The organism is Hyphomonas sp. (genome assembly GCF_041398465.1).
GTDB lineage: Bacteria > Pseudomonadota > Alphaproteobacteria > Caulobacterales > Hyphomonadaceae > Hyphomonas.
Genome location: NZ_JAWKUS010000005.1, coordinates 68,696 through 93,507, shown reverse-complemented (window position 1 = coordinate 93,507; position 24,812 = coordinate 68,696). Strand labels below are relative to the sequence as shown.

Here is a 24,812-nt window from a genome sequence, read left to right as displayed (position 1 = left end):
CACGTACGTGCCGGGGCCACATTGCTGACACGTCTCTCGATCAGAATCCGGTTCGACGCGTATAGTCTTCATCGGGCATTTAACACGCCCTTAAGAGTTAGATCCGATGGTTGGGGCGTGATGAGTAACGCCACTTCATCCGTGTCAGGGAGTAGACCTGTGGTCGATCTTGCCAATGCTACCATCGCGCATCGCGGCTGGGACGCCGGTATCCATGCCGAGCAGGAAACCTATGACAAATGGCCGGTATGGATCCGGCTCTTGATTATTGTCGGGCTGAGCGCCTTGCTGTGGGCTGGTATCATCAGTGCAGCTGTCACTCTCTTTGGCTAATGTGTTGAGCATGCACAAAATCAAAAAGCCCCGGTGAGACCACCGGGGCTTTTTGATTTTGGGGCAGTCCGTGAGTGCCGTATCAGCGGGCGCCGCGAGACAGCAGAACAGCCGGCACAGTGCGCAACATGATCAGAATGTCGCCCACAAAAGTGCGGGTGCGGGCGTATTTTGCGTCGAGCTGAACACGCTCCTCATAGGTGGTGTCGCTTCTGCCTTCGACCTGCCACAAACCGGTCAGGCCGGGGCGTACGGCACAATAGTCGCGATAGAACTCACCATATTTGGCGATTTCATTTTCGACGATCGGGCGAGGGCCAACCAGCGACATTTCTCCGCGCAGGACATTCACCAGTTGCGGCAACTCATCAATCGACGTCTTGCGGATGAATTGTCCCAGCGGTGTGATGCGTGGATCGTTGACGAGCTTTTGTGTCTCGTCCCACTCTGCGCGGGCGGCAGGGTCCGTTGCCAGGATCTCCTGCAAACGCTCATCGGCGTTCGCGACCATGGAGCGGAGCTTGAAGCACATGAACGTACGTCCGTTCCGCCCGTAACGCTTCTGAGCATAAACTGCCTGTCCGCCATCCTGGAGCCGAATGAGAATACCCACCACAAAGAGAAGCGGGAACACAAAGACCAGCGCCAGGCTCGCGATGATGATGTCCAGAATACGTTTGGCGCTCGTTCCGCTCTCGTGTTCCGTACGATCAAGTCGCGTAGAAGAGTATGCGGCCGTTTCCGCGTGGCGTGATTGGTTAGTCAGTCTCAGACCCATAAGTGTCCCCGGAACTCTACCGTAAGGCGTAAGAAATCTTCCCGGAATTCCTCACGCCGCAGCCAACTGTCGTTAACTTTGAGAGCAAGGAAACCTTTATTTCATTTGGAGACGTTTGCAATCTGTATACCGGGATTAGTCCAAATATTTAGGACGTTTTCTCGAAATTCGCCTGCGAGGAGAAGTATTTTTTAAGTAATCGGGGCCTCGTGAGTGTTTATTAACCACAACTTCTCGGTTTGAGGTGCTTTGACCGGGGCTTGTGTCCCAGGTCAGGCCAGCCCCCGTACCATTTCGACACGAAAAAACGGCAGAGCCCATTCGCTCTGCCGCTTCGATTCGGGGAGAATTAATTGATTGGCTAGAAGTGGCGTTCCGCAATGCGGATCGTGTCGCCCGGCTGAACGACGGTGGAGGTCGTCAGCTCGATCGCTTGTTCTTCGAGTGAGCCGACGCTTTTTATGTACACAACATTCTTGCGGGCCCGGTAGGTCCACCCACCTGCAGCCGCGACTGCATTCACCACAGTCAGTCCGGAATTATAAGGGTACTCGCCAGGGCGGTTTACTTCGCCGAGAATATAGTAGGGGCGGTAGTTGATGACCTCAGCGCTGACGCGCGGGTTCAGGACGTAGTCGCCTTCCAGCATCTCCACGATACGTGTTTCGAGTTCCGGGGTTGAGAGGCCGAGCGCTTCGACCTGCCCAATTAGCGGCATGGAGATGGAGCCGGTGCCGTCTACTTCGAATTGTCCGGAAAGGTCTGGCTGGCCGAATACAGTAATACGAAGCTGGTCGCCGTTGCCCAGAGTGTAGGCGCCGATTGCTTGCTGCTGCACCACTTGCTCGCCAGAAGTGGAGCTCACTACGGACGGGACTGTGGATGCACAGGCGGCAACGAACAGAAGCACGCTGCCCAGAATGGCCGTTACGAGGGGGCGTAGAAAATTCATTATCTCTTTATCTCCCAGAATTGGTGTTCCTGCCGTGAAGCAAGACCTATTCCAGAGTTTCAGGTCGAGAGGAAGGAAACTTCGTCCCGGTATAGGCGAACGGCCGAAAGTTTGCCGCTGATGAACGCTCCGGTATCCAGTCCGATCCGCCGGTCGTCGCGAAAAACCCCATCCGCAGGGGTATGCCCGTGCACGACAACCTGGGGAAATTGCTCTTCCGCATCCAGGAATTCCTCACGGATCCATAACATGTCCCGCACCGTCTGGTTTTCCAGAGCTTCGCCGGGACGAAGACCGGCGTGCACGAAAAGATAGTCACCAGTCACGTAGTAGTGCTGGAGGTTCTGGTAAAATTTCAGGTGGTGTTCCGGCAGGCGATTGCGGAATTCGGTCCAGACCTTGTCCCAAGCGCGCTGATAGGCCTGCATCGCGTCATGAGACTGCATCGCGGCACGGGCATTTTGGGGCGGCTGCAGGCCGTAGGAATAAAGTGTCTCGGCCCCGCCATAGCGCACCCATTGTTTTCCAAAACTGACTTCATTGAGAAACCGCAACAACGCTTCCTCGTGATTGCCCATCAGGAAAACCCGTTCGAATACCTTCAACCGGTCGCTGAGAAGGAACTCGATGACATCTTTGGACTGCAGGCCGCGGTCGATATAATCTCCAAGAAAAACAAGGACTCGCTTGGTGCCGTCCGGTAAGGATTGGGAGTCTTCGTCGATCTGTTCGACCAGTTTTTCCAGAAGGTCGCATCGGCCATGCACATCGCCGATCGCGTAAATGCATTGGCCTTCCGGCGCGTGGCTCGTGCGCGTCACCTTGGCGGGGGTTTTCTCCTCCACCTGCGTGTCCACTTGCGGCATTGAGCGCCCGGCTGCCCGGCGAATTCGCGCACGCAAAGACGTCGCTGAGCGGGTCAGGTTACTGATCCGTTGCAGGAAGCTTTGCCGGGTCTGATCGGTCATTTTACTCATCTGGGTGCAAGTATTAACAACTACTTATAACGCTTTCTGGCCTGAAACCAATCGGTACGGGATATTCAGGACTTCTTTCTACTCAACGCTTCTTTTAGGAAACCGGCCGCCCAGCTCATGTGCATGGTGCCGGATATCAGACCCGCAAAGAGGCCGCAGGGTGATTGTTTCCAGACAGCCACCGCAATCGAGGCGGCGGCGAGCACGCTGAAATATCCAAGCGGTAGGATGAGCGCAGGCCAATACACGGGCGACAGGATCAGGCCGGCGGCACTGGCCAACAGGGCGAAGACTGGTAGCGCCTGACGGAGCTTCAGCCGTTGGCCGTGCTTGCGCACATTGCGGGCCCGGCCTTTACCGTAGTTGAAGTACTGCTTCGAAAGACGGCCCACTGACCCCCTTGGGATGTAGCGGATCCGGATATCGGCATCGAGATAGATCTTGCCACCGGTTTGAGCCACGCGCTCATCGTATTCTGCGTCTTCATTGTGCGAGAAGGATTCATCATACCCGCCGACTTGCCGGTACGTATCGATGTTGAATCCCGCATGATGACCATGGTCAACGTAGCCTGAGGTTTTACCTCCGCGATGCACGGAACCACCCGAACCAAGCGGTGTATCGACGATCCAGGCATTGGCTCGCTCGAAGCACGTATCGCCCACGGCATCCATCGGGATCACAACAGACGCGGCGCCGGTCGCTTCAAGTGCTTTCGCCACCGAAAGAATGAAGCCGGCAGGATAAATCGAGTGCGCGTCGCACCGCACAATATAACGGGTAGCGGATGTGGCGACGCTGGAGACCGCGAGGTTCATGGCGGCAGCCTGCAGGCGCTTCGGATTGTGAATGAGCTGTAGGTTCGGGAACTCGGATTTCAGGCGCTCGACGATTTCGACGGTCTCGTCCGAGCTGCCGCCATCGGCCACGACCAGTGGCACTTCCATCAGCTGGACGTCTCCCGCCATCAAAGAGCGGATGCATGTTTCAATGTGGCGCTCTTCATTGAGCGTTGGGATGACAGCCAGAATCGAGGCCGGCACCAGCTCAGGCGCTTCGTTTCTGTCGATTTCAGCCATTGCATGCGCACTCATGGCGACCTCTGGTGATTTTTTCTCCTGTGGAGGGAGCAAGTTCCATTCCAGACGAGCGAGTGACCTGCGTTGGTGGCATCCCTAACGTCAATCTTGCCGCGCGGCCTGAACCCCATATGGTGGGTCAAAACAGGAGGATATGCGAAACATGATTGGCGTCGTAGCAAAATTAACCATCCAGCCAGGCAAAGAGGCTGATTTCGAAAAGACCGGCAAGGATCTGATGGCGAAGGTTAAGGCGAATGAGCCTGGTTGTCTGACCTATCAGCTCTACAAGTCCAAGAAAGAGCCGAACGTCTACATCTTCATGGAGCAATATGCTTCGGAAGAGGCGCTGAAGTCCCACGGCCAGACTGAATACTTTAAGGCTGCCGGCCCGGCGCTCGGTGCATGCCTCGCCGGGGCTCCTGAGGTCCAGTATTACGATATCGTCGAATAGGGGACGGTCGGCCATGGATCTCTCGCTCTCGCCCGCCGACCTGAAATTCCAGAAAGAGGTGCGCGACTGGATTGACGTCAATTTTGACGCTGACCTGCGCGCCCGGATGGCACTGTCCAAGAATGGCTATGTCGACAAGGCAAGCCAGGTGGCCTGGCAGAAGAAGCTGGCGTCCAAGAGCTGGATCGCGCCGAACTGGCCGAAGCAATATGGCGGACCGGGCCTCTCGGCGACCGAGCGCTACATTCTGCATTCCGAACTGTCCGGCGCCGGCACGCCGAATGTCGCGCCGTTTGGCGTGTCCATGGTCGCGCCGGTCATCATGGCCTTTGGCAGCGAGGAGCAGAAGAAGAAGCACCTGCCGCCGATCCTCGCGTCTGACCTCTGGTGGTGCCAGGGGTATTCTGAACCGGGCTCGGGGTCCGATCTGGCCTCGCTGCAGATGAGTGCGGTCCGCGACGGCGACGATTATGTGCTGAATGGCTCCAAGATCTGGACGACGCTGGCCCAGTGGGCCGACATGATCTTCTGCCTGGTACGCACCTCGAAAACGGGAAAGCCGCAGGAAGGGATCAGCTTTATCGTTTTCCCGATGACTTTGCCGGGTATTACCATCCGGCCATTGCCGACGCTGGACGGCCCGGCTGAGGGTCAGCACGAGATCAACCAGGTTTTCTTCGAGAACGTCCGTGTGCCCATCAAGGACGCCCTCATCGGCGAGGAGAACAAGGGCTGGACCTATGCCAAGTACCTGCTGGAATTCGAGCGCGGCAACGCCTATGCGCCGGGGCTGCGCCACATGCTGCGCAAGGCCCGCAAGGTTGCCTCGAAGGAAATCGCCGGAGGGGAACCGGTGATCCGTGATCCGGATTTTGCCCGCAAGCTGGCCCAGCTGGAGATCCGGATCGATATGCTGGACGCGACCGAGCGGCGGGTGCTGTCGTCCCTGTCGGCGGGTCAGAATGTCGGGCCGGAAAGTTCGATGCTGAAATGTGCCGGATCTGAAGCACAGCAGGCGATCACCGAACTGGCGCTTGAGGCAGCAGGGTTCTACGCCGCGCCGTTCGTGCAGGACACGATGGGCCTGCTGGAGGCTGGCGGCAATGAAACATGTCCGACACCTCAGCACGACCTGGTCGCAGCGCCGAACTATTTCAACTATCGCAAAACTTCCATCTATGCCGGTTCCAATGAAATCCAGCGGAACATCATGGCCAAGATGGTTCTGGGTCTCTGACGGCCGGCGATGACTGACGCTGTCACCGCAAAGGCCTCCGGGCCGAGCCTGCCAACCCGACTCGCTTTCGGGTTCGGCGGCGCGGCTGAAGGGATCAAGAACAACGGGTTCGAGTACTTCCTGCTGTTCTTTTACAGTCAGATCCTCGGCGTTCCGGCGGCGATGGTCTTTCTCGCGCTGATGATCGCGTTGGTCGTCGATGCATTGTCAGATCCGATTGTCGGCTACTGGTCAGACAATCTGCGCACCCGCATCGGCCGGCGGCACCCTTTTATGTACGCGGCGCTGCTGCCGGTCGGGCTTACGTATTACCTGGCCTGGAACCCGCCTGAAGGCCTGTCGCCAAACGGCTTGTTCATCTGGCTACTGGTCCTCACCATCAGTGTACGGCTTTCTTTCACGATGTACGAAGTGCCAAGCACGGCGCTCGTTCCGGAGCTGACGCCTGAATACGACGCCCGTACCAGCCTGATGTCGTACAGGTACTTCTTCGCCTGGGTTGGTGGCCTCTCCATCCAGATATTCCTGCTCTTTTTCCTGCTGAAGCCCAGTGAGCAGAACCCCTCGGGGTATTTCCACATTCCAGGCTGGCATCTCTACGGTGCGGTGGCTGCCGGCGTCATTCTTCTCGCGGCTGCGGTGTCGACTTTCGGCACACATGCCCGCATCCCGCACCTGAAGGCGCCGCCGGCGCAACGGAACCTGACGCTTGGCAAGGTGTTTTCGGAAATCTTCGAGACGATCTCGAACCCGTCTTTCCGGGCCCTGTTCCTGGCGACACTGTTCGGCCTGTTGGCGTCCGGTGTGTCCGCGTCCTTGAACCAGTACATCAATGGATATTTCTGGGGCTTCACGACGACCCAGACTGCAGGCCTGACGGTGGCCGTGTACATCTCCGCGGTGCTGGCCCTGATCATCGCGCCGATTGCGGGACGCATGTTCGGGAAGAAGCGCGCGGCGCTCGCGATTGGCGTCCTGGCTTTCACCATCGCACCTGCGCCGGTGTTTGCCCGTTTGATCGGGATCATGCCGCCGAATGGCTCGGACGCGCTCTATAATATTGTTCTCACCATCACGATCTTTGATCTCTCGCTCATTATCGCAACGCAGATGCTGATGGGATCGATGGTTGCTGACATCGTCGAGGACAGCGAGGTTCAGACTGGACGTCGTTCCGAAGGCATCTTCTATGCGGGCATCAGCTTCATCCGGAAGCTCGCGCAGGCGTCGGGCGTCTTTGTCGCGACCCTTGTTCTGACATTCGCGGGCATTCAGGAAGGCGCCCAGCCTGACAAGGTGACCGACAGCTCGCTCACCTCGCTCGGTTGGGGATATGCCGTCACACTCCTGGCGGCGTGGACGCTGATGATGTTCTGCGTCAGCTTCTACCGGATCAGCCGGGAGACACATGAAAATAACCTGGCAGCCATTGCGGCGAAGGCGGCGGAAGAGGCAAGTCACTGAATTTCTGACTGAAATGTCATGATCCGCCGAATTGCCACTCCCTCAGCGCCGCAATAGAGCCATAGACATGATGCACGCTCTTCGCATGACAAGACATGTTTCAAAGTACCTGGCTGTAGCTGGGCTTTGTGTGGTGGCCCTTCTGGTGCTGGCGGTTTCACCCCTGATGGCGAATGCCCAGCGATTGCCGGAGACGCGGACTGAGATCGAGCTCACCTTTGCGCCTTTGGTGAAGGAAGTCTCGCCGTCTGTGGTGAACGTCTACACGCAAAAAACCGTGAAAACGGGCGTGACGCCGATGGAGATGCTTCTCTATGGCCGCGCGGCCCCGCAGAGCCGCGTGCAGAATTCGCTCGGGTCCGGCGTGATCGTTCGGAACGACGGTGTCATCGTCACGAATAATCATGTTGTCGAAGGTGCGGACTCTTTCCGCGTGGTACTGAGCGACCGGCGGGAGTATCCGGCAGAGCTGGTCCTGAACGACGAGCGGACGGATCTGGCCGTTCTCAAGATCGACACCGGCGGCGACAAGCTGCCGGTTCTTCCTTATGCGGATACGCGTGAGGCGCAGGTGGGCGATCTCGTCATGGCAATCGGCAACCCGTTCGGTGTTGGCCAGACCGTCACCTCCGGAATTATCTCCGCGACGGCGCGCACGGATGTCGGCATCTCCGATTATTCCTTCTTCATCCAGACAGATGCGGCCGTGAACCCCGGGAACTCCGGCGGGGCGCTCGTGAACATGAAAGGCCAGCTGGTTGGCGTGAACACGGCGATCTTCTCGCGTGGCGGCGGATCAAACGGCATCGGCTTCGCCATCCCGTCCGAGATGGTCAAACGCGTCGTTGATGCGGCCATGAATGAAGGCACGTTTGTGCGCCCATGGCTGGGCCTCGCCGCTCAGTCGGTCAGTTTCGACATGGCCAAGGCTCAAGGCCTTGCCCGACCCATCGGCGTCATGGTCACCGAAGTTTATGATGGCGGGCCAGCCGACAAGGCGAACCTGCGGCGCGGCGATCTCGTCACGGCGATCGATGGCCGGGAAGTCTATGATGAAAAGGGTTTGAAGTTCCTCGCCGCGATCCGTAATCCCGGTGAGACGGCGCAGCTGAATGTGCTGCGCGGTGGCCGAAATCAGGTTATCGGCGTCAAGGTTGAGCCGCCTCCGGGCGCGACGGAAGCCGATATTGTGCTGCTGGAAGGCCAGGACGTGTTCAACGGCGCGCGCGTCGTTGAACTCTCACCGCGCCTCGCTGAAGAGAACGGTCTTGATCCTTTCCAGAAGGGATCTGGCATCTACGTTTATTCGGTTGCCCGCCGGTCTGTGGCCCGGAATTACTTCCGCCCCGGCGACGTTATCCGTTCCGTGAACGGGAAGCAGACCAAGACGGTGAAAGATCTGGAAACCGTGTTGCGGGATTCAGACCGTAGCTGGGATATCGAACTGGATCGAAACGGGCGGACCATCCGCGGGACAGTCCGCCTCTAGGCCAAGATCAGCCAGCCTTCGGGTGCAGCACCACAGGCAAGTTGGTGTACCCTTGAACAAAGTTCGACAGGACGCGTTCCGGCTCGCCGACCACTTCGACGTTTTCGAAACGGTTCAGGATTTCTTCCCACAGGATGCGCAGCTGCATCTCGGCGACGCGGTTGCCCATGCAGCGGTGGATGCCAAAACCAAAGGAAACGTGGCGCCGCGCATTCTGCCGGTCGATCAGGAATTCGTCCGGCCGCTCGATGGCGTCTTCGTCACGGTTGCCGGAGACGTACCACATAACGACCTTGTCGCCTTTGCGGATCTTCTGTCCGCCAAGCTCCGTATCTTCCGTCGCGACCCGGCGCATGTGCGATAGCGGTGTCTGGTAACGGATGATCTCCGAGACCATGTTCGGGATCAAAGACGGATCCGCCTTAAGCTTGGCGTACTGGTCCGGGAACTTGTTCAGGAAATAGACGCCGCCGGAAATCGAATTCCGCGTCGTGTCATTCCCACCCACGATCAGCAGCATCAGGTTGCCGAGCAGTTCGATCGGATTGTTCACCATGTCCTTCGTCTTCGGATCATGGGCGAGCAGGGAGATGAAATCGAACTTCCGTGGCTCGGCCGCGCGCTGGTGCCAAAGCTGGGTGAAGCTGGCGAGGCATTCATTGAGATGCTTCATGCGCCATTCCATGTCCGCACCGGCCACGCCGACGGCATCCGAAGTGGTCGCGACGTCCGACCAGAACGGCAGCTTGTGCCGGTCTTCGAACGGATAGTCGAACAGGGTGGCGAGCATCTGCGTGGTCAGTTCGATGGAAACACGTTCCACCCAGTTGAACTCCTCATTGACCGGCAGGCTGTCCAGAATGGTGCAGACGCGCTGTCGGATCAGGTCTTCCAGTTCCGACAGCTGGCTTGGCGCAACGGCGGGTTGGGCTGCCTTGCGTTGAATGTCATGGATCGGCGGGTCCATAGCGATGAACATGGGCGGCTGGAAGTCGTCCGATGGGTCACCAATCACGATGCTGGGCACCGACGAGAACACCTTGTGGTTCGAGTCGACCGCGATGATGTCGTCGTACTTTGTGACGGACCAATAGGCACCAACGGCGCTTTCAGGGCAGTAGTGAACCGGCGCTTCCTTGCGCAGCCTGCGGAAATATTCGCCCTGTTTGTTTTGCTGAAAGATTTCCGCTTTTGAAACGTCAAATCCTTCCAGCGGAAGGCTCCACGGATCAGGAATTTCCACGTCGATAGACTGCGCTGTGTCGGCCATATTTTCCTCCCAAATGGGCTTTTTTCGCCCTTATGGGAAACAGAGTACGTGCGAAGGCCGTTTCTGAAAAGTTTTTACGCCGTCCCAATTGTTGTGCGGTGCAGCAGGCGGTCATATCCGGCGTACCCTCCGGTTGCCATGTGAAGCAGGCATCGGTTGTCCCACATCAGCAGCATGTCCGGTTCCCATGAGTGCCGGTACTGGAATTCGGGCCGGGTCTGCCACCGATAAAGCTCGGTGATCAGCTCCCAGCCTTCCTCCTGCTCCATGCCCGCAATTCCGACGATGTAGCCGGCGCAGCCGAATAGGGACTTCCGCCCGGTTTCAGGATGCGTGCGAATGAGATCATGACGCTCGGTCGCTTCGGCGTCTGATGAGGGGCGGATGTCCATGCTGCGCCCTTTGGCCTTGTCGTCTTCACCGTACATGCCCACGGGCGAATACGCGTTGCGCGCGGAATGAATGGCGTGGCGGCCTTCGATACGGCTGCGTAGGTCGGCAGGCATCTGCTCGAGCGCCAAATACTGGTTGGCGAAGAGCGTGTCGCCGCCGCTTGGCGGAATGGTGATGCCGAAGAGGCAGGTGCCCTGAGGCGAGCGCTTCTGGAAGCTCCAGTCCGAGTGCCAGCTTTCCGCGAAGATCGGCGCCGTTTCGTCTGCCGCACGTTTCACGGCGATGATGTGCGGGTGACCGTCGATGGGGGCAATGAATGGGTCATCGCCAAACGGTCCGAAGTACTGTGTAAATCGCTCCAGGTCCGAATTAGTCATGCGCTGGTCCGGGAAAGACAGGACCTGATGCTCCAGCCAGGCTTTCCTGATCTCGGCAATCGTCTCGGTATCGAGCGGTTGGGTCAGGTCCACGCCGCGTACGGTTGCGCCGCAGGCCTGCCCGGATGGTGTGATCTCCAGGCTCATATGTGTTTCCTCCGATACACATCTTACCACAGCGCGCCCGCTCGCCTAGAACACAGGCCATGAGCGATCTGTTTGAAGCTGCAGGCATGTCGGAAGGGGCGCCGCGTCCCCTGGCGGACCGGCTGCGCCCGCAGAAACTGTCAGAAGTCGTCGGGCAAGACCATCTGGTCGGCCCGGAAGGCACGCTGACGCGCATGCTGCAGGCGAAGCGCCTGTCTTCAATCATATTCTGGGGACCGCCTGGCGTTGGCAAGACAACGATCGCCCGCCTGCTGGCACAGGAATCGGATCTCGAATTCGAGGCGATCAGCGCAATTTTCTCCGGCGTGAAAGACCTGCGCGCTGCATTCGACCGGGCCGAAGGACGCCGCAAGGTCGGCAAAGGCACGCTCCTGTTCGTCGATGAAATCCATCGCTTCAACAAGGCGCAGCAGGATGGTTTCCTGCCGTTCGTCGAAAGCGGCGTCGTCACCCTGGTCGGCGCAACGACGGAAAACCCCAGCTTCGAAATAAACGGCGCGCTTCTTTCGCGTTGTCAGGTGTTGGTGCTGAAGCGACTGGAGGACGCAGCCCTGATGGAACTGATCCACAGGGCAGAGGCGCTCGAAGGACGGCAATTACCGGTCGTGGATGAGGCCATGGCACCGGTCCTCGCCATGGCAGACGGCGATGGACGGTATCTGCTTAACATTGTCGAACAGATCTATGCGCTGGCTGGCACAAAATCGGTGTTGAGCCTTCCGCAAGTCACGGCTGGCCTGCAGAAACGAGCGCCAGCCTATGACAAGGCCGGGGAGGGGCATTACAATCTCATCTCCGCGCTGCACAAATCCGTCCGGGGGTCTGATCCGGATGCGGCGCTCTACTGGTTTGCGCGAATGATAGATGGTGGGGAAGACCCACTTTATCTGGCGCGGCGTCTGGTCCGGATGGCTAGCGAAGACGTTGGCCTTGCCGACCCGACGGCACTGATGGTGGCCAGCGAAGCTGCCCGGGCTTATGAGCGTATGGGGTCTCCCGAAGGAGAACTCGCGCTCGCCCATGCGGTCATCCATCTGGCAACGGCACCGAAATCCAATGCCGCCTATACCGCCTGGAAGGCTGCGCTTCAGTCGGCCCGAGAGACTGGCAGCCTGATGCCGCCGAAACATATCCTGAATGCACCGACAAAGATGATGAAAGATCAGGGCTATGGCGAAGGCTACGCCTATGATCACGATACGGAAGAGGGTGTTTCAGGGCAGAATTATTTTCCGGATGGCATGGCTCGACCGGTATTTTATCAGCCCAAGGGGGAAGGGCGCGAGAAGCCTATTGCGGAACGGCTCGCATGGATCGCGAAGATCCGGGAACGAAAGGGTGGAGCATGACGCGAAACCGCCCGGTACCGAAAGTCAGCGCGGAGGATGCGGCGTTCGTGCGCAATCTTGTCATTTATGAGGATGACAAAGTGATTGTGTTCAACAAGCCGTCCGGCCTTGCTGTGCAGGGCGGTGGGGGCGTCGCGCGTTCTCTGGATGACTTGCTGGCCGTGTTTGCAAAGTCGAATGGAAAACGGCCGCGTCTGGTGCATCGGCTGGATCAGGGAACATCAGGTGTCGTTATAACGGCGCGGACGCAGCCAGCCGCTGCATTCCTGTCGGAGGAGTTCGCGTCCCGCCGGACCGAGAAAACCTATCTCGCCCTGGTTCAAGGTACCTTGCCAGCTCATGACGAGGGGACGCTCGAAACACCGCTCGTAAAAGTCGCAGAGGCCGGGCGGCCGCGCATGATTGCTGCGAAGGCCGACCGGAAAGGCGCGCAGGAGGCCATCACGCATTGGCGGATCCTTGCGCGCGCAGGCGATAATGCGCTGGTCGAAGCCCGACCGGAAACCGGCCGCATGCATCAGATCCGCGCGCATCTTTCCATCGCCGGAATGCCCATTCTGGGCGACTGGCTCTATGGCACGGGTGCTCAAAGTGCGCCGCGCCTTATGCTGCACGCCGCGAAGCTCAATATTTGTCATCCTGATGGCGAGGCCATGAAGTTCGAGGCGCCTGTGCCGGAAGACTTCCGGGAGCTTGCTGAAACGCTCGGGCTTCAGGCGGGCTTGTAATAGTCGCGATACCAGTCGACGAATGCCTGAATTCCGGCCTCGACGTCTGTGGTGGGAACGTAACCTGTCAGAGCCTGCAGAAGGCTTACATCGGCATAGGTCTGTTTCACATCGCCGGGTTGCATGTCGAGCATGTTCTTGATGGCTTTCCTGCCGATCGCGTTTTCTATCGCCTCAATATAGTCCATCAGCCGTACCGGTGCAGCGTGACCAATGTTGACCAGGCGATAAGGTGCGACGGGGCTCAGCGAGTCTCCCCGGGTGACAGGCTCCCCTGCAACGGGCGGCGTATCCATCAACCTGCGGATCGCTTCGACGAGATCGTCAATATAGGTGAAGTCACGCATCAGGTCGCCATGATTGTAGACGTCTATCGGTTGGTTCCTGAAGATGCGGTCGGTGAACAGGAAGAACGCCATGTCCGGCCTGCCCCATGGGCCGTACACGCTGAAGAAGCGGAGCAGGGTGGTCGGTGTGCCGTAGAGGTGAGAATGGCTGTGCGCGATCAACTCGCTGGATAGCTTGGTTGCGGCGTAAATAGTCAGCGGGTGTGGAGCAGGATCTGTTTCCTCAAAAGGAAACTTCTGGTTTGCGCCGTATGCGGATGAGGTGGATGCAAGCACGAGATGCTTGGTGTTGTGAATCCGCGCAAGCTCAATGACGTTGAAGGAGCCGACGATGTTGGATGAGATGTATTCGCGTGGGTGGTCGAGGCTGTAGCGCACGCCCGCCTGCGCCGCGAGGTGGACGACAATATCAGGCACGCTTTCGCTGAATGCGGCAGTCATTGCCGCTTCGTCTTCAACCCTTATTTCGTGCATTCGGAAATTGTCGAACGCAGCCAGCCTTTTTACTCGGTTCCGTTTCAGGGCGACATCATAGTAGGCCGAGAAACAGTCGACGCCCGTAACCTCGTGGCCCTCTTGGACGAGGCGAAGAGATAACTCACTGCCAATAAAACCGGCGGCTCCGGTGACGAGGATCTTCATGCTCATGCCCTGTTTTTGGGTTCCGGGCTATATGATCGCAGCCATCCGTACAAGCATTGAACACTGTAATAAAGAAAAGGCCTTCCGGGCATCCGAAAGGCCTTTTCGTCAGGTTGTTGTCAGGCGTTTGTGACTACCGCTCGTTCATGCGCGGGATGATTGCCTGGGCTTCGCCAGAGCTGAGCGCCCGGGCTGTGGCAAGTTCATCCAGCAACATCTGAACGCGCTTGTCTTCTGTGAAGCCGGAAATCGCGGCCACGGATTCTGCCGTTTGGGCAGAGGCGCCGAACAGGCCTTCCAGAGCTTCAAAGCCCGATTTGCGATGCGGATAGTAGATCAGGCGCGGAGTGGCATCCGCATCGATGCCGGCAAGTTCCTTGGCTTTCCCGATCGCGTCGGTGAAGGAGCCGATCTCATCCACCAGGCCGCGTTCGAGGGCGTCTTCACCGCTCCAAACGTGGCCGCGGGCAACCTGGTGCACTTCATCATATGTCATGCCCCGGCCGTCAGCGACGATCCCGACGAACCGGTCATAGCCGCGTTTCAGCGAAGCTTTCACTTCGGCTTCCTGCTCCGGCGTGAATGTGTCCATGCCGTATGCATCGGCGAACTCGCCGCCAACCGAGACCGTGTCGAACGTAACGCCCAGCTTATTGAAGCCACCTGCCAGCGCGAACTTGCCGCCGAAGATACCGATCGAGCCGGTTATCGTGGAGCGATTGGCAACGATGTAGTCAGCACCGGCGGAGACATAGTAGCCGCCGGACGCTGCCAGTGAGCCCATTGAGACGACGACCGGCTTACCTTTAGCCTGCACACGCTCAATTGCGTTCCAGATCTGGTCGGATGCTGTCGGAGAGCCTCCGGGGCTGTCGACGCGGAAGACGATGGCTTTCACCTTGTCATTGTCGCCGGCATCGAGAATGGCCCGGGCAATCGTGTCCGAGGCAAAGGCCGGACCGGATTCAAACGGCGAACCGGAATTGGTGCCGCCCGTCACGACGGCGCCTTCACCGCCGACAATAGCGATGGCTGGTGCCTTCAGGGGCAGGGATGGCGGGGTGTAGCTCGCGAGGTCGACGAATGCGGCGTCTTTGCCGGCCTTCTCTTTCGCAGCCTCCTCGGCTTCTTCCGGATAGCCTTCCTTGTCCATCAGCTTGTTGGCCACAACCTGTTCAGCGGTCATTGGTCCGCTTTCGAGCGCAGCCTTCACCTCCGCCGCGGTTAGACCGCGATCCGCAGCGATGTCATCCAGCGACTGGGACCAGAGAGATTCGGCCAGCTGAGTCATCGCTTCACGGTGAGGCGCGGTATACCCGCTCTCATTGTAGGAGTTCGGTGCGTTCTTGTATTCGTAGAAGGGGTAGATTTCCGGCGTCACGTCGATTTTGTCGAACAGACCCTTGAGGAATTCCGTCTCGAAGGTCACGCCAGCTGCGAAGACTTCCGAGCCCGGCTGGATCCAGACTTCGTCGGCGGGCGTGATGGAGCGCAAGGCCGATGGACCGCCGACACCAAACGTACCTTGCGTGTGCGCGATGACGAACTTTCCGGAGTCGCGGAAACTGATCAGAGCTTCGCGAAGCTCCTCTGCTCTAGAGCTTCCGATGCCTACTGTTGCCCCTCTGAGATACAGCCCTTTTACCGAGTCATCGGCTTCGGCTGCCTGAAGTTTGGTCAAAAGGTCTACAAAACCGGGCGTTTCTGAAAAAGCTGCAATTCCGCTGACAGGCGCCTGATCGGAGAATTCAGTGTTTAAGTCGAGGGAGAGGACGATATTGTCCGGAGCGTCAGGGGCGGATGATGCCGCACTGAAAATGACTCCGACGAAGAATATCGCCATCAGAAAAAAGAAGAGGAACATGGCGACGAGGGCACCTGCCATCGACAGGAAAAAGGTTCTCATTGGTGTATGGTCTCCGGTTCTGACCAAGAGGTGTTGTTAATACCTGATATTGTCGATTATCGATAAAATGTAAAGGTTCGGCTCTGCTAACAGGCGAAATTTGCAGCAAAACACATATATCGTGAAAGAACTGCTGAAATGCAGTGCGAACGGGTGTTGCCAGCGAAAGAAAGAGTGGCTATCCCGGCGCCTCCGTTGGGGTGTCGCCAAGTGGTAAGGCACCGGTTTTTGGTACCGGCATTCCCAGGTTCGAATCCTGGCACCCCAGCCATCTTTTCCAGGCTCCTGCTGCCTGATGGTTTTGCAGCCCGGTCAGCTTCTTCTCATAGTGCATTGTTGCGGCTTCGCACTGCATGCGATGTGTTGCGTTCGAACAGGCGCCCGATATTTTCTAAATGAATCGTAAAGCCTTGTTGATCGTGTCACGGAGGGTTGTTAGCGTCCCGTTTCACAGTTAAGGGCTTTGCCGCGGACCTGCCATAAGGTGGGCCAATCAGGGATCAATGACAGAGGGCGGTCAACGCCCCGAAAAACTCAGGGGAGGTGTTGGGCGGTCTCCGTCTCTCTGCTTCCAAGGGAACTAGCCTCGTTTGTGTGTGAGGCGTTGTAAGGACCGGGACGCTCTCGTTAGCGGAGTGCCCGAATGTCGGATTTCCCGCGCGACACCAGCGCGACCGTTTGGAGAGTGAGAGGCAAACCTCATGAAGAAACTTCTGTCACCAGCTCGCGGCGTGATCGCCGCGGCGCTTATCGCAGGACTGGCCATTCCGGCTCAGGCCCAGTTGCGCCAGGCGCTCGATGTCGGCGAACAGGCGACCCGCCGTGCAGAGCAGGTCCAGAACCAGATCAACCAGCTGGACGATGAGCGGACCGACATGGTTCGCGAATACCGTACGCTCCTGCAGCGCCGTGACGCCGCAGACCTGTACGCAAAACAGCAGGAACTGGTTGTTGCCTCGCAGCGCGAAGAAATCGCCTCGCTGACTGAACAGCTTGGCTCGATCGACGACATCACCGCTCAGACGGTTCCGATGCTCCTCGGCATGGTCGAAGACCTCAAGACTTTCGTCGCTGCGGATCTTCCGTTCAAGTCCACTGAGCGTTCGGCGCGCCTCGAAGCGCTCGACGGCATCATGACCCAGCCAGACGTGACCCCGGCCGAACAATACCGCCTGATCATGGAAGCCTATCAGGCTGAAATGGAATACGGCCGCACGATCAGCACCTGGCAGGAAGAGATCGACATCGACGGAAACCCGACGACGGTTGATATGTTCCTCTATGGCCGCGTTGCGCTCGTTTACCTGACGCCGAACGGCAAGGCTGCCAGCTACAACCGTTCGACCGGTTCGTGGGAAGCGCTTCCAGGCAAGTATGTGTCTGACATCCAGAAGGCCATCCGCGTCGCTCAGGCTAAAGCGCAGCAGACCGTTCTGTTCGCTCCGATCCAGAAGTTCCAGGTCCAGTAAGGCCCGGCTCAGAGAACTAAGAGGAAAACCGTAATGTTGAATTTCAAATCCTCGCTGAAGGCTCTGGGTGCAGCTTCGCTGCTCGGCCTTAGCGCAATGACCTTCGCCGCTCCGGCGTCCGCACAATCGCTCGCGGACGTTCTGAAGCGCATTCAAGCTGACTCCAACGAGATGACTGCTGAGAACCAGCAGCGTCTGAAAGAATTCCAGCAGGACAAGAACGCCCAGGAAGCCAAAATGGCTGAAGCCCGGGGCGCTCTGAACTCTGCTGAAGCCCGCGGCCGCGCGCTCGGTGCAGAATTCGATGCGAACGAAGCGACACTCGGCGATCTGGAAGCTCAGGTCACCGAACAGGCTGGCGACTTCCAGGAACTGCTCGGCCAGTTCCGTTCCGCAGCCGGTGAGACCATGCCGGAAATTGCGAACTCCTTCGCAAACTTCGACTATCAGGGCCGCGTTGAAGGCATCGCCGAAATCGCTGAAGCCCGCACGCTTCCGAACCGCGCTCAGCTGGAACGTCTTCCGAAGGCAATCCTTCAGGAAATGATCGCCCAGTCCGAAGTGAAGACCTTCACCTCGACTGTGGATGGTGTTGGCCCGGATGCATCGAACGCTGATGTCGAACTGATGCGCGTTGGTGTGTTCACCGCTGCGACGACTGATGGCGCCAAGTTCGTCGAAGTCAAAAAGAAAGACAACGGCGACACCTACCTGCAGGCCTTCAAGACCCAGCCGGCTGGATCTTACGCCGGTGCGATGAAATCCCTTATCAATGCGGGTCCTGATCAACTCGTGCGTGCGCCGGTCGATCCGTCCAAAGGCAACCTGTTCGGCATCCTTGGCGACCTGCCGGTTCTCAGCGACCGTATCAAGCAAGGTGGTCCGGTTGGTGCAGTCATCATGTTCCTGCTGGCGATCGGCCTGCTGATCGGCATCTACAAGATGTTCACCCTGTTCACGATGGGCGGCTCCATGCGCAAGACGGCGAAAACCCGTCAGGCAGGCGATGGCAACCCGCTGGCTCGCCTGTTCGAAACCTACGAACAGAACCGTGGCTCGGACATCGAAACGCTCGAACTCAAGCTCGACGAGCAGATCCTGCGTGAATCACCGCGCATTGAACGCTTCAACGATATCGTGAAGGTTCTGTCGGCTGTGTCTCCGCTGCTCGGTCTTCTCGGTACCGTTATCGGTATGATCATCACCTTTACGTCGATCACCATCTACGGTGCCGGCGATCCGAAGCTGATGGCTGGCGGTATTTCGGTTGCTCTTATGACAACCGTGTTCGGTCTTGTGTCGGCTATCCCGCTGCTTCTGGTTCACGCAATCATCGCTTCGATGGCTCGCGGTAATCAGCAGATCCTCGACGAGCAGGCTGCTGGCCTGATCGCCGAGAAAGCGGAATCCCTGCGTGGTGCGGCGTAAGCCGCTCCCCGTAGCCTCAACTGAGGAGGAGCCCGTATGGGTTTGCTAGACTTACAAGCTTTCCTCGACCGAGGCGGTCCGGTGTTGCTGGTTATTATGTTTGCAACATTCGTGATGTGGGCACTGATCCTGGAACGTGTGTTCTATTTCAGATTTGCTCATAAGCAGGTGGCCGCTGAGGCGATTGCGGAGTGGCGTTCGCGCTCCGACAGGAAATCGACCTTCGCTCATTGGATCCGCGACAAGCTGGTCTCGGAAGTCCGCATGAAAGCGGAACAGAATGTCAGCCTGACCAAGGCAATGGTGTCTCTGGCGCCACTGCTGGGTCTGCTGGGAACCGTGACCGGGATGGTCGCCGTGTTTGACGTCATGGCGATTACCAATGGTGCAGACGCAAAGGCCATGTCGGCCGGTGTGTCCCGCGCCACGATCCCGACCATGGCCGGCATGGTGGCATCGCTGTCCGGTATTCTTTTCACCTCTGGTATGGATCGCCGGGTTGCCCGTTCGGTTCAGCAGGTTGAAGACGCGATGGAGATCAGCTGATGCGAGGACGTTCACACGACGCGCCTGAAGAGGCCAATGTCGACCTCACGCCGATGCTGGATGTTGTTTTCATCCTGCTCATCTTCTTCATCGTGACATCGACCTTCGCGCAGGAACAGGCAATGGGCCTTGAGCCTCCGCCGCCGCCTGCACCGGCAGATCAGGAGCAGATGCAGTCTGTGCCTGCTATCCTGATCTATATCGACGAGTCGAACATGATCACCGTCAACGGCCGGAACACCGATATTGGCTCCGTGCGAGCGAACATCGAACGCGTCCGCGCCGAAACACCGGAAAGCCAGGTCATAATTCAGGCACATCCGCGTGCGAAAAGTGGTGTCATCGTCCTTATTCGGGACGCCGCCTATAACGCCGGCTATCAGACGGGGGTTAACCTCGTTCTGTCGCAGGACCAGTAAGAGGAGCACCCAATGGCACGCAGAAAACGCCAGTCTTTGGCCGGGTCGGGTGCGGAGGATGATGTAAACCTCACGCCGATGCTCGACGTGGTTTTTATCCTTCTGATCTTCTTCATTGTGACGGCACAGTTCATCAAGGAGCCGGGTGTTGCGATCATCCGTCCTGACGTGGACAACAAGGCAGACGCCAAGCCGCTCGCCATCCTGATTGCGATCAACGAGGATAGCGAAATCTACATCGACAAGAAGCTGATCTCTCCGGAGGAAGTCGGCTTCACCATCAAACAGATGCGTGAAGACAACCCTCGCGGCGAGATCGTGGTTCAGGCCGATGTGAATTCGGCTGCCGAGACACTTGTCGACGTGATGGAGACCATCAACCGCCTTGATGGCGCAACGGCCATCAATATTTCGGCCAAGATCGAGTAGGAGAAAGCCATGTTCGCTAATCCCCTGACGAGGCTGCTGGTTGGTGTCGCTATCGCCATTCCGATTGTTTACATGCTCTTTATCGTGATGAACCAACTCATCTCGGTGAAGGAAGTGAACCTGGAGAAAGGTGAGCAGCGGGTTCTTACCGCGATCACGCCCCAGCAACAGGATTCCGAGGTTCGCACGCGTCAGCGTTCAAAGCCCAAGCGGATCGACTCGGCTCAGAAGCCGCCTCCGCCGCCGAAGGTTTCGGCCACGAAGTCCAACATCAACCTGCCGACACCGCAGATTGAGGGTGCTGCTCCGACCGAACTGAATCTCGGCCGCATGCAGTCGCTCGCAATCGACCCGGTGGCAATCTCCGATCGTGACGCCCAGCCGATCCGTCCGCCGGTGCCGACATACCCGCAGCGCGCTGCGGAACGTGGCATCGAAGGTTCGTGTGAAGTGCGTTTCGACGTGGATACCCGCGGCAAGCCGTACAACATCCAGGCGAGCTGCTCTGACAGCCTCTTCGTTCGTGAAGCTGAGCGGGCTGTGGGCCGGGTTGAGTTCGCGCCGAAGATCGTTCGTGGCAAGGCAGCTGAGCGTCGGAACGTCGTGTACCCGCTGGAATTCAAACTCCAGTAAGTTCCAGGCTGAATTGCAAACTTTCTGAAAGGGCGCTCCTTGGAGCGCCCTTTCTCTATTGGACTGACAGCGTCGATGTTCTGTTGCTGCCAGGTAAACCGGAATGCCAGCTGACTCTCTGGATGTTCCTCCAAACTCGAGCAACTTCTCCCCCAAGGTTTCCCTTGCGTAATGAGCAATAAATTGTAATGTAGTTACATAACAGTGCGTGGAGAAAGATGATGATTTCTGTTCAGAGGAAAACACCGGATCGTCCCTGGCTAAGCCGGTCGTCTATATGTGCCGGAATTGCTGCCAGTGCGTCATCAGGGACAGAGCGGAGGTTCCTGGCTGCAGTTCTGCCAGCAGCGGCTGTTACGTTGAGCCTGTTCGTCACCATGACTGGAATGATCCGGGTGGATGAGGTGGAGCGGGTCGCGACACCGCAGCGGATATTGGAGAAAATTACGCCGCAGCGCGAGCCTGCTGAGGTCAGAACGGTCGAGCGGGAATTCGCACCGATCGTGGAAGTGGCATTACCGCCTATGCCGCCGGTTTCGAAAATCGCTTCCAAAGTGGGCGGGCTTCCGGTGCCTGTATTGAAAACAGATGGCTGGCTGGTTTCGAGAGATGTGATCAATTTCAGGCCGCCAGCACCGCAAGCGATCGGAGAGAGAGTCGCGCAGGCCGTTCGTCAGCCGACCGCGTCCTATCCGCCGGCGATGGCCCGGATTGGGCAGGGAGGAACTTGCGAGGTTCATTTCAGCCTCAGCACGCGCGGATTGCCGTACGATATTTCCGCGACGTGTTCCCATCCGGGATTCGAAAAAGAGGCCGCCAAAGCAGTCGGCAAAGCGCAGTTCCTGCCAGAAATCAGGCAGGGAGTGCCTGTCGAGTCGCACAATTATGTCTATCCCATGGAATTCAGGCTGCAGTGATGTGGAATCAACGCGTTCGCATGTGTATCAGCATTGACGAGAGGGTCGCGACCGAACCATATCAGGGGCAAGTCACGACCAAGCTGGAAACGGGCCATTTGGCGCACATAAAAAGCCTTAGAAGCAGCGCTGAAGTCCTTGATCCTGCCGGGCAATTCCGGTTGATTGGGCACAACTCCGCTAAGCCAGCGGTCAGGAGAGGAATTATGGGTATCAGATCTGTTCTCAAGGGCGCCGTCATCGCCGGCTTCATGGTGTCAGTTGGCGCCGGCTCGGCACTTGCACAGGCTTGCGAAGAAACAGAGTTCTCATCGAAAACAGGCCAGCTTTACCTGGACGCCGAACAGGCGGCGATGACGAACAACGACTATGTGACAGCCGCCAACAAGATGAACCAGCTCAAGCAGATGGGGCTGAATTGTTATGAGGAAGGCGCTGTTCTGAAGCTGTCGGCCTATATCAACATCCAGAAGGGTGATCGCACGGCTGCTGTGAACGACCTTCTGTCAGCCTTGAACAAGGGCTACATCGCAGACAAGGACAAGGCGCAGACCTACTACAACATCGCCCAGATCTATCTGCAGGAAGAGGACATCAACAAGTCCCTCGAATATATGACCAAGTGGCAGCAGGCTGGCGGCAAGCCTGACCGCACCCAGAAATGGCAGCTCGCGGTCCTGTACCAGCGGGTCGACAATTTCAAGGAAGCCATCAAGTGGGGCGAACTGGTCAAGGCGGAAGATGGATCCAAATATGACCAGCAGCTCTATGACCTGCTGATCTACCTCTACAACCAGGCAGACGATAAGGCGAAACTCGCCAGCATCCTTGAGGAAGTCGTCGCCCACAATCCGACCGAGCGGAAGTACTGGGAGGCAATTGCCGGTAACTATTTCGCCAGCAACGAAGAGCGCCGCGCGTTCGAGGTTCAGAAGGCGATGTATCTCGCCGGTATGCTGAAGACCGAAGACGAGCTGATGCGTATCGTGAACTTCTACAACCGGTTCAACGTGCCTTATCAGGGTGCCAAGATACTCGAGAAGGAAATGAACGCCGGCCGCATTTCCCGGAACCTCGACCATCTCGAACTTCTCGCGAACCTCTATCAGGTGGCTCGCGAGCACGAGAAGGCCATTCCGGTGATCCAGGCCGCTGCAGAAGCTGGCGGCGGCGGTGCCATGTATGAGCGCCTTGGCCGCTCCTATGCTGACCTTCAGGAATGGGAAAAAGCTGAAAACGCTCTTCAGAAAGCCCTCAGCATGGGCGGTGTGAAAGATGCGGGCACGGCCTGGGTCCAGATCGGCCAGTCCCGTTACGAACGCAGTGACCGCGCTGGTGCTCGTGAAGCTTTCCGCAAGGCAAGCAATCGCGCCGGCAGCAGCTGGATCGCGTTCATGAACTCCGAAGAAGCGACGGCCCTGGCACTGGATTGCTTCAAGTATCAGTCGGCTCTGCTCAATGTGCAGAACGAAGCCAAGATCTGTAAGAGCCTTTCGGTTCTGGGTGAGGATCAGATGACTGAGAACTGCAAGGATGTGAACGAGCGTCTGGACGTCGCCGAGAAGGCGTTCAACGAAGCGCCGTCCTGCAAAGGCCAGCGGACCTGATCGGTCGATGAACTGAATTCGGAAAACCCCGGCCACGTGCCGGGGTTTTTTGATTCCGGGGTTCAGTTATAGGCGCTGAGGATTTCGTCGACCGCGCGTTCCAGGTCTTTCAGGGTCGAGACATGCGTGACCTGGGCACAAAAGGGCGCATAGCGGGGGATGACGCTGTCGCCCGTGCCCCACAGACCGGGGCCTTCGGGGTTCAGCCAGATGACCCGCTTCGCGCGGGCAGCGAACTCGCGGAACAGGTCCATCCGCGGATCACCATAATTCGATCTTGCATCGCCCAGGACGAGCAGGGTCGTGCGGCGGTCGATGATCTGTTCGTGATTGATCTTCAGGTCCGACCAGGCCTGGCCGTAACTGGTTGAGCCCATGCCGTATTCGCGGAGGATCTTCGCCATCGCGTTTTCGAAGTCGTTCTGCTCCAGCAATTCGTCCACGGATCCGAGGCGGAACGAGAAGGCGAAGGCATGCATGTCCGGCACGACATCTTTCATCGACCAGAGCAGCAGGAGCAGGAAGCGCACATATTGGGCGACGGAGCCGGAGACGTCGCAGACGACGACAATCTTCGGCTTGTCCTTCTTCTTCTGCCTCCAGACCACATTGAACGGCACGCCGTCGAAGCCGGCATTGGCGCGCATCGTCCGGCGGACATCCAGCTGGCCGCGATTGCGGCGGCGTTTGCGGCGGGAGTGTTTGACGGCGAGGCGCTTGGCGATCTTGGCGATTAGGCGCTTCATCCGTTCCATGTCACTGCGGTCGATCGCGGAGAGTTTCTTCTCCGCGGCGTAGTCGTCGCGGAATTGCTGAGTTTCGCCCGCACCAAAAACCTGGAAGGCTTTCTCGGCGCGCTCGCGTGCTTTCAGCGTGACATCGCGGCGGACATCGATCAGGCGCTGCGCTTCGGCATCACCGTCCCGGCCGCCCTGCTGCAGGGCTTCCAGAAGCCGGGCCTGCAGCGCTTCGCCGCCCATCTGCTTCACCATCTGCTGGGCATAGTAGGCGACCTGGGTGGAGAAGCGAATGTCGTCCACACCAGCGGCTTCGGCGGCTTTTTCGAGGGCGAGGGAAATCGCGCTTTCGTCGCCGGACTCCATCAGGTCGACAAGGTTGGAAGCATCGGTTTCTGAATTGTCTGTGTCCGAAGAGTCTGACTCATCCTGCTCCGCGCTGGAGGCGGTTTCCTGCCTTGAGAAATAAAGTTCGAACAGCTCGTCGAACGTGATTTTCTCTTCTGGCGACTTGGCCAGAACGCAGGCGAGGGAGTCCTTCAGCATGCTGCGGTCGGCATAGCCGATCAGCTTCAACGTGTGGGCGGCATCCAGGGCCTCGCCGGTGGAAACCCGCACTTCGGAAGAGCGCAGGGCACGGATGAAGTTGGTGAGCGGGCGTTCCATTGACCCGTCATGCCCCCT

Annotated in this window: 24 protein-coding genes and 1 tRNA gene; 16 read left to right on the top strand and 9 right to left on the bottom strand. The window is 58.2% G+C overall.

Going from position 1 to position 24,812, the window contains the following annotated elements:
• Nucleotides 1-159 precede the first annotated feature (159 nt).
• Nucleotides 160-333 carry a hypothetical protein gene (locus tag R3C98_RS15490; RefSeq protein WP_371314976.1) on the top strand — a complete coding sequence of 58 codons (174 nt, stop codon included), beginning with the start codon at nt 160-162 and terminating at the stop codon, nt 331-333.
• A gap of 82 nt (nt 334-415) precedes the next feature.
• Here R3C98_RS15490 and R3C98_RS15485 read toward each other — a convergent pair whose 3' ends face one another.
• The 4 genes from R3C98_RS15485 to R3C98_RS15470 form a co-directional block, all read right to left on the bottom strand.
• Nucleotides 416-1,111: a sugar transferase gene (locus R3C98_RS15485; protein WP_371314975.1), complete on the bottom strand. Its 696-nt coding sequence runs from the start codon at nt 1,109-1,111 to the stop codon at nt 416-418.
• A 361-nt stretch (nt 1,112-1,472) separates the two neighbouring features.
• Nucleotides 1,473-2,063: a polysaccharide biosynthesis/export family protein gene (locus R3C98_RS15480; RefSeq protein WP_371314974.1), complete on the bottom strand. Its 591-nt coding sequence runs from the start codon at nt 2,061-2,063 to the stop codon at nt 1,473-1,475.
• A 59-nt stretch (nt 2,064-2,122) separates the two neighbouring features.
• A complete protein-coding gene (locus R3C98_RS15475) occupies nt 2,123-3,031 on the bottom strand; it encodes a metallophosphoesterase family protein (RefSeq protein WP_371314973.1) in 909 nt (302 codons plus the stop codon).
• 74 nt (nt 3,032-3,105) lie between these two features.
• Nucleotides 3,106-4,119, bottom strand: coding sequence for a glycosyltransferase family 2 protein (locus R3C98_RS15470; protein WP_371314972.1), 1,014 nt, complete (start codon nt 4,117-4,119; stop codon nt 3,106-3,108).
• Between the two features lie 163 nt (nt 4,120-4,282).
• Here R3C98_RS15470 and R3C98_RS15465 point away from each other — a divergent pair, with 163 nt between their 5' ends.
• The 4 genes from R3C98_RS15465 (at nt 4,283) to R3C98_RS15450 (ending at nt 8,763) form a co-directional block, all read left to right on the top strand.
• Nucleotides 4,283-4,573, top strand: a complete 291-nt coding sequence (locus R3C98_RS15465) for a putative quinol monooxygenase (protein ID WP_371314971.1) — start codon at nt 4,283-4,285, stop codon at nt 4,571-4,573.
• A gap of 13 nt (nt 4,574-4,586) precedes the next feature.
• Nucleotides 4,587-5,810: an acyl-CoA dehydrogenase family protein gene (locus tag R3C98_RS15460; protein ID WP_371314970.1), complete on the top strand. Its 1,224-nt coding sequence runs from the start codon at nt 4,587-4,589 to the stop codon at nt 5,808-5,810.
• A 9-nt stretch (nt 5,811-5,819) separates the two neighbouring features.
• A complete protein-coding gene (locus R3C98_RS15455; protein ID WP_371314969.1) occupies nt 5,820-7,274 on the top strand; it encodes an MFS transporter in 1,455 nt (484 codons plus the stop codon).
• 67 nt (nt 7,275-7,341) lie between these two features.
• A complete protein-coding gene (locus R3C98_RS15450; RefSeq protein ID WP_371314968.1) occupies nt 7,342-8,763 on the top strand; it encodes a Do family serine endopeptidase in 1,422 nt (473 codons plus the stop codon).
• A gap of 7 nt (nt 8,764-8,770) precedes the next feature.
• Here R3C98_RS15450 and R3C98_RS15445 read toward each other — a convergent pair whose 3' ends face one another.
• Together R3C98_RS15445 and R3C98_RS15440 are read right to left on the bottom strand one after the other, a co-directional pair.
• On the bottom strand, nt 8,771-10,033 hold the full coding sequence (locus R3C98_RS15445; protein ID WP_371314967.1) for a cytochrome P450: 1,263 nt from the start codon (nt 10,031-10,033) through the stop codon (nt 8,771-8,773).
• A gap of 74 nt (nt 10,034-10,107) precedes the next feature.
• Complete coding sequence (locus tag R3C98_RS15440) at nt 10,108-10,950, bottom strand: TauD/TfdA dioxygenase family protein (protein WP_371314966.1); 843 nt, start codon at nt 10,948-10,950, stop codon at nt 10,108-10,110.
• 59 nt (nt 10,951-11,009) lie between these two features.
• Between R3C98_RS15440 and R3C98_RS15435 the strand changes: the two genes are divergently transcribed.
• Nucleotides 11,010-12,320 (top strand): replication-associated recombination protein A, encoded by a 1,311-nt coding sequence (locus tag R3C98_RS15435; RefSeq protein WP_371314965.1) that lies wholly within the window; start codon nt 11,010-11,012, stop codon nt 12,318-12,320.
• Nucleotides 12,317-13,048, top strand: a complete 732-nt coding sequence (locus R3C98_RS15430) for an RluA family pseudouridine synthase (RefSeq protein ID WP_371314964.1) — start codon at nt 12,317-12,319, stop codon at nt 13,046-13,048. Before R3C98_RS15435 ends, R3C98_RS15430 begins: the two co-directional genes overlap by 4 nt.
• Here R3C98_RS15430 and R3C98_RS15425 read toward each other — a convergent pair.
• The gene (locus R3C98_RS15425; RefSeq protein WP_371315184.1) at nt 13,033-14,037 is read right to left on the bottom strand and encodes an NAD-dependent epimerase/dehydratase family protein; all 1,005 of its coding nucleotides are present in this window, start codon (nt 14,035-14,037) and stop codon (nt 13,033-13,035) included. The two genes, R3C98_RS15430 and R3C98_RS15425, sit on opposite strands and share 16 nt — an antisense overlap.
• Nucleotides 14,038-14,170: 133 nt before the next feature.
• Nucleotides 14,171-15,943, bottom strand: coding sequence for a signal peptide peptidase SppA (sppA, locus tag R3C98_RS15420; RefSeq protein WP_371314963.1), 1,773 nt, complete (start codon nt 15,941-15,943; stop codon nt 14,171-14,173).
• A gap of 196 nt (nt 15,944-16,139) precedes the next feature.
• Here sppA and R3C98_RS15415 point away from each other — a divergent pair.
• The 9 genes from R3C98_RS15415 to R3C98_RS15375 all read left to right on the top strand — a co-directional run bounded on the left by R3C98_RS15415 (nt 16,140) and on the right by R3C98_RS15375 (nt 23,391).
• Nucleotides 16,140-16,214, top strand: a tRNA-Gln gene (locus R3C98_RS15415).
• Between the two features lie 430 nt (nt 16,215-16,644).
• Entirely contained in the window at nt 16,645-17,412 is a 768-nt protein-coding gene (locus R3C98_RS15410; RefSeq protein WP_371314962.1) for a DUF3450 domain-containing protein, read from the top strand.
• Nucleotides 17,413-17,445: 33 nt separating this feature from the next.
• On the top strand, nt 17,446-18,840 hold the full coding sequence (locus R3C98_RS15405; protein WP_371314961.1) for a MotA/TolQ/ExbB proton channel family protein: 1,395 nt from the start codon (nt 17,446-17,448) through the stop codon (nt 18,838-18,840).
• Nucleotides 18,841-18,876: 36 nt separating this feature from the next.
• Nucleotides 18,877-19,386, top strand: coding sequence for a MotA/TolQ/ExbB proton channel family protein (locus R3C98_RS15400; RefSeq protein ID WP_034762936.1), 510 nt, complete (start codon nt 18,877-18,879; stop codon nt 19,384-19,386).
• Nucleotides 19,386-19,805 carry an ExbD/TolR family protein gene (locus R3C98_RS15395; RefSeq protein ID WP_371314960.1) on the top strand — a complete coding sequence of 140 codons (420 nt, stop codon included), beginning with the start codon at nt 19,386-19,388 and terminating at the stop codon, nt 19,803-19,805. Before R3C98_RS15400 ends, R3C98_RS15395 begins: the two co-directional genes overlap by 1 nt.
• 12 nt (nt 19,806-19,817) lie before the next feature.
• A complete protein-coding gene (locus R3C98_RS15390; RefSeq protein WP_371314959.1) occupies nt 19,818-20,234 on the top strand; it encodes an ExbD/TolR family protein in 417 nt (138 codons plus the stop codon).
• Between the two features lie 9 nt (nt 20,235-20,243).
• Nucleotides 20,244-20,867, top strand: coding sequence for a TonB family protein (locus tag R3C98_RS15385; RefSeq protein ID WP_371314958.1), 624 nt, complete (start codon nt 20,244-20,246; stop codon nt 20,865-20,867).
• Between the two features lie 359 nt (nt 20,868-21,226).
• The gene (locus tag R3C98_RS15380; protein ID WP_371314957.1) at nt 21,227-21,784 is read left to right on the top strand and encodes an energy transducer TonB; all 558 of its coding nucleotides are present in this window, start codon (nt 21,227-21,229) and stop codon (nt 21,782-21,784) included.
• A gap of 206 nt (nt 21,785-21,990) precedes the next feature.
• On the top strand, nt 21,991-23,391 hold the full coding sequence (locus tag R3C98_RS15375; RefSeq protein WP_371314956.1) for a hypothetical protein: 1,401 nt from the start codon (nt 21,991-21,993) through the stop codon (nt 23,389-23,391).
• A gap of 62 nt (nt 23,392-23,453) precedes the next feature.
• On the opposite strand, the gene R3C98_RS15370 is transcribed toward R3C98_RS15375, so the two are convergent.
• On the bottom strand, nt 23,454-24,794 hold the full coding sequence (locus tag R3C98_RS15370) for a VWA domain-containing protein (protein ID WP_371314955.1): 1,341 nt from the start codon (nt 24,792-24,794) through the stop codon (nt 23,454-23,456).
• Nucleotides 24,795-24,812: the final 18 nt, after the last annotated feature.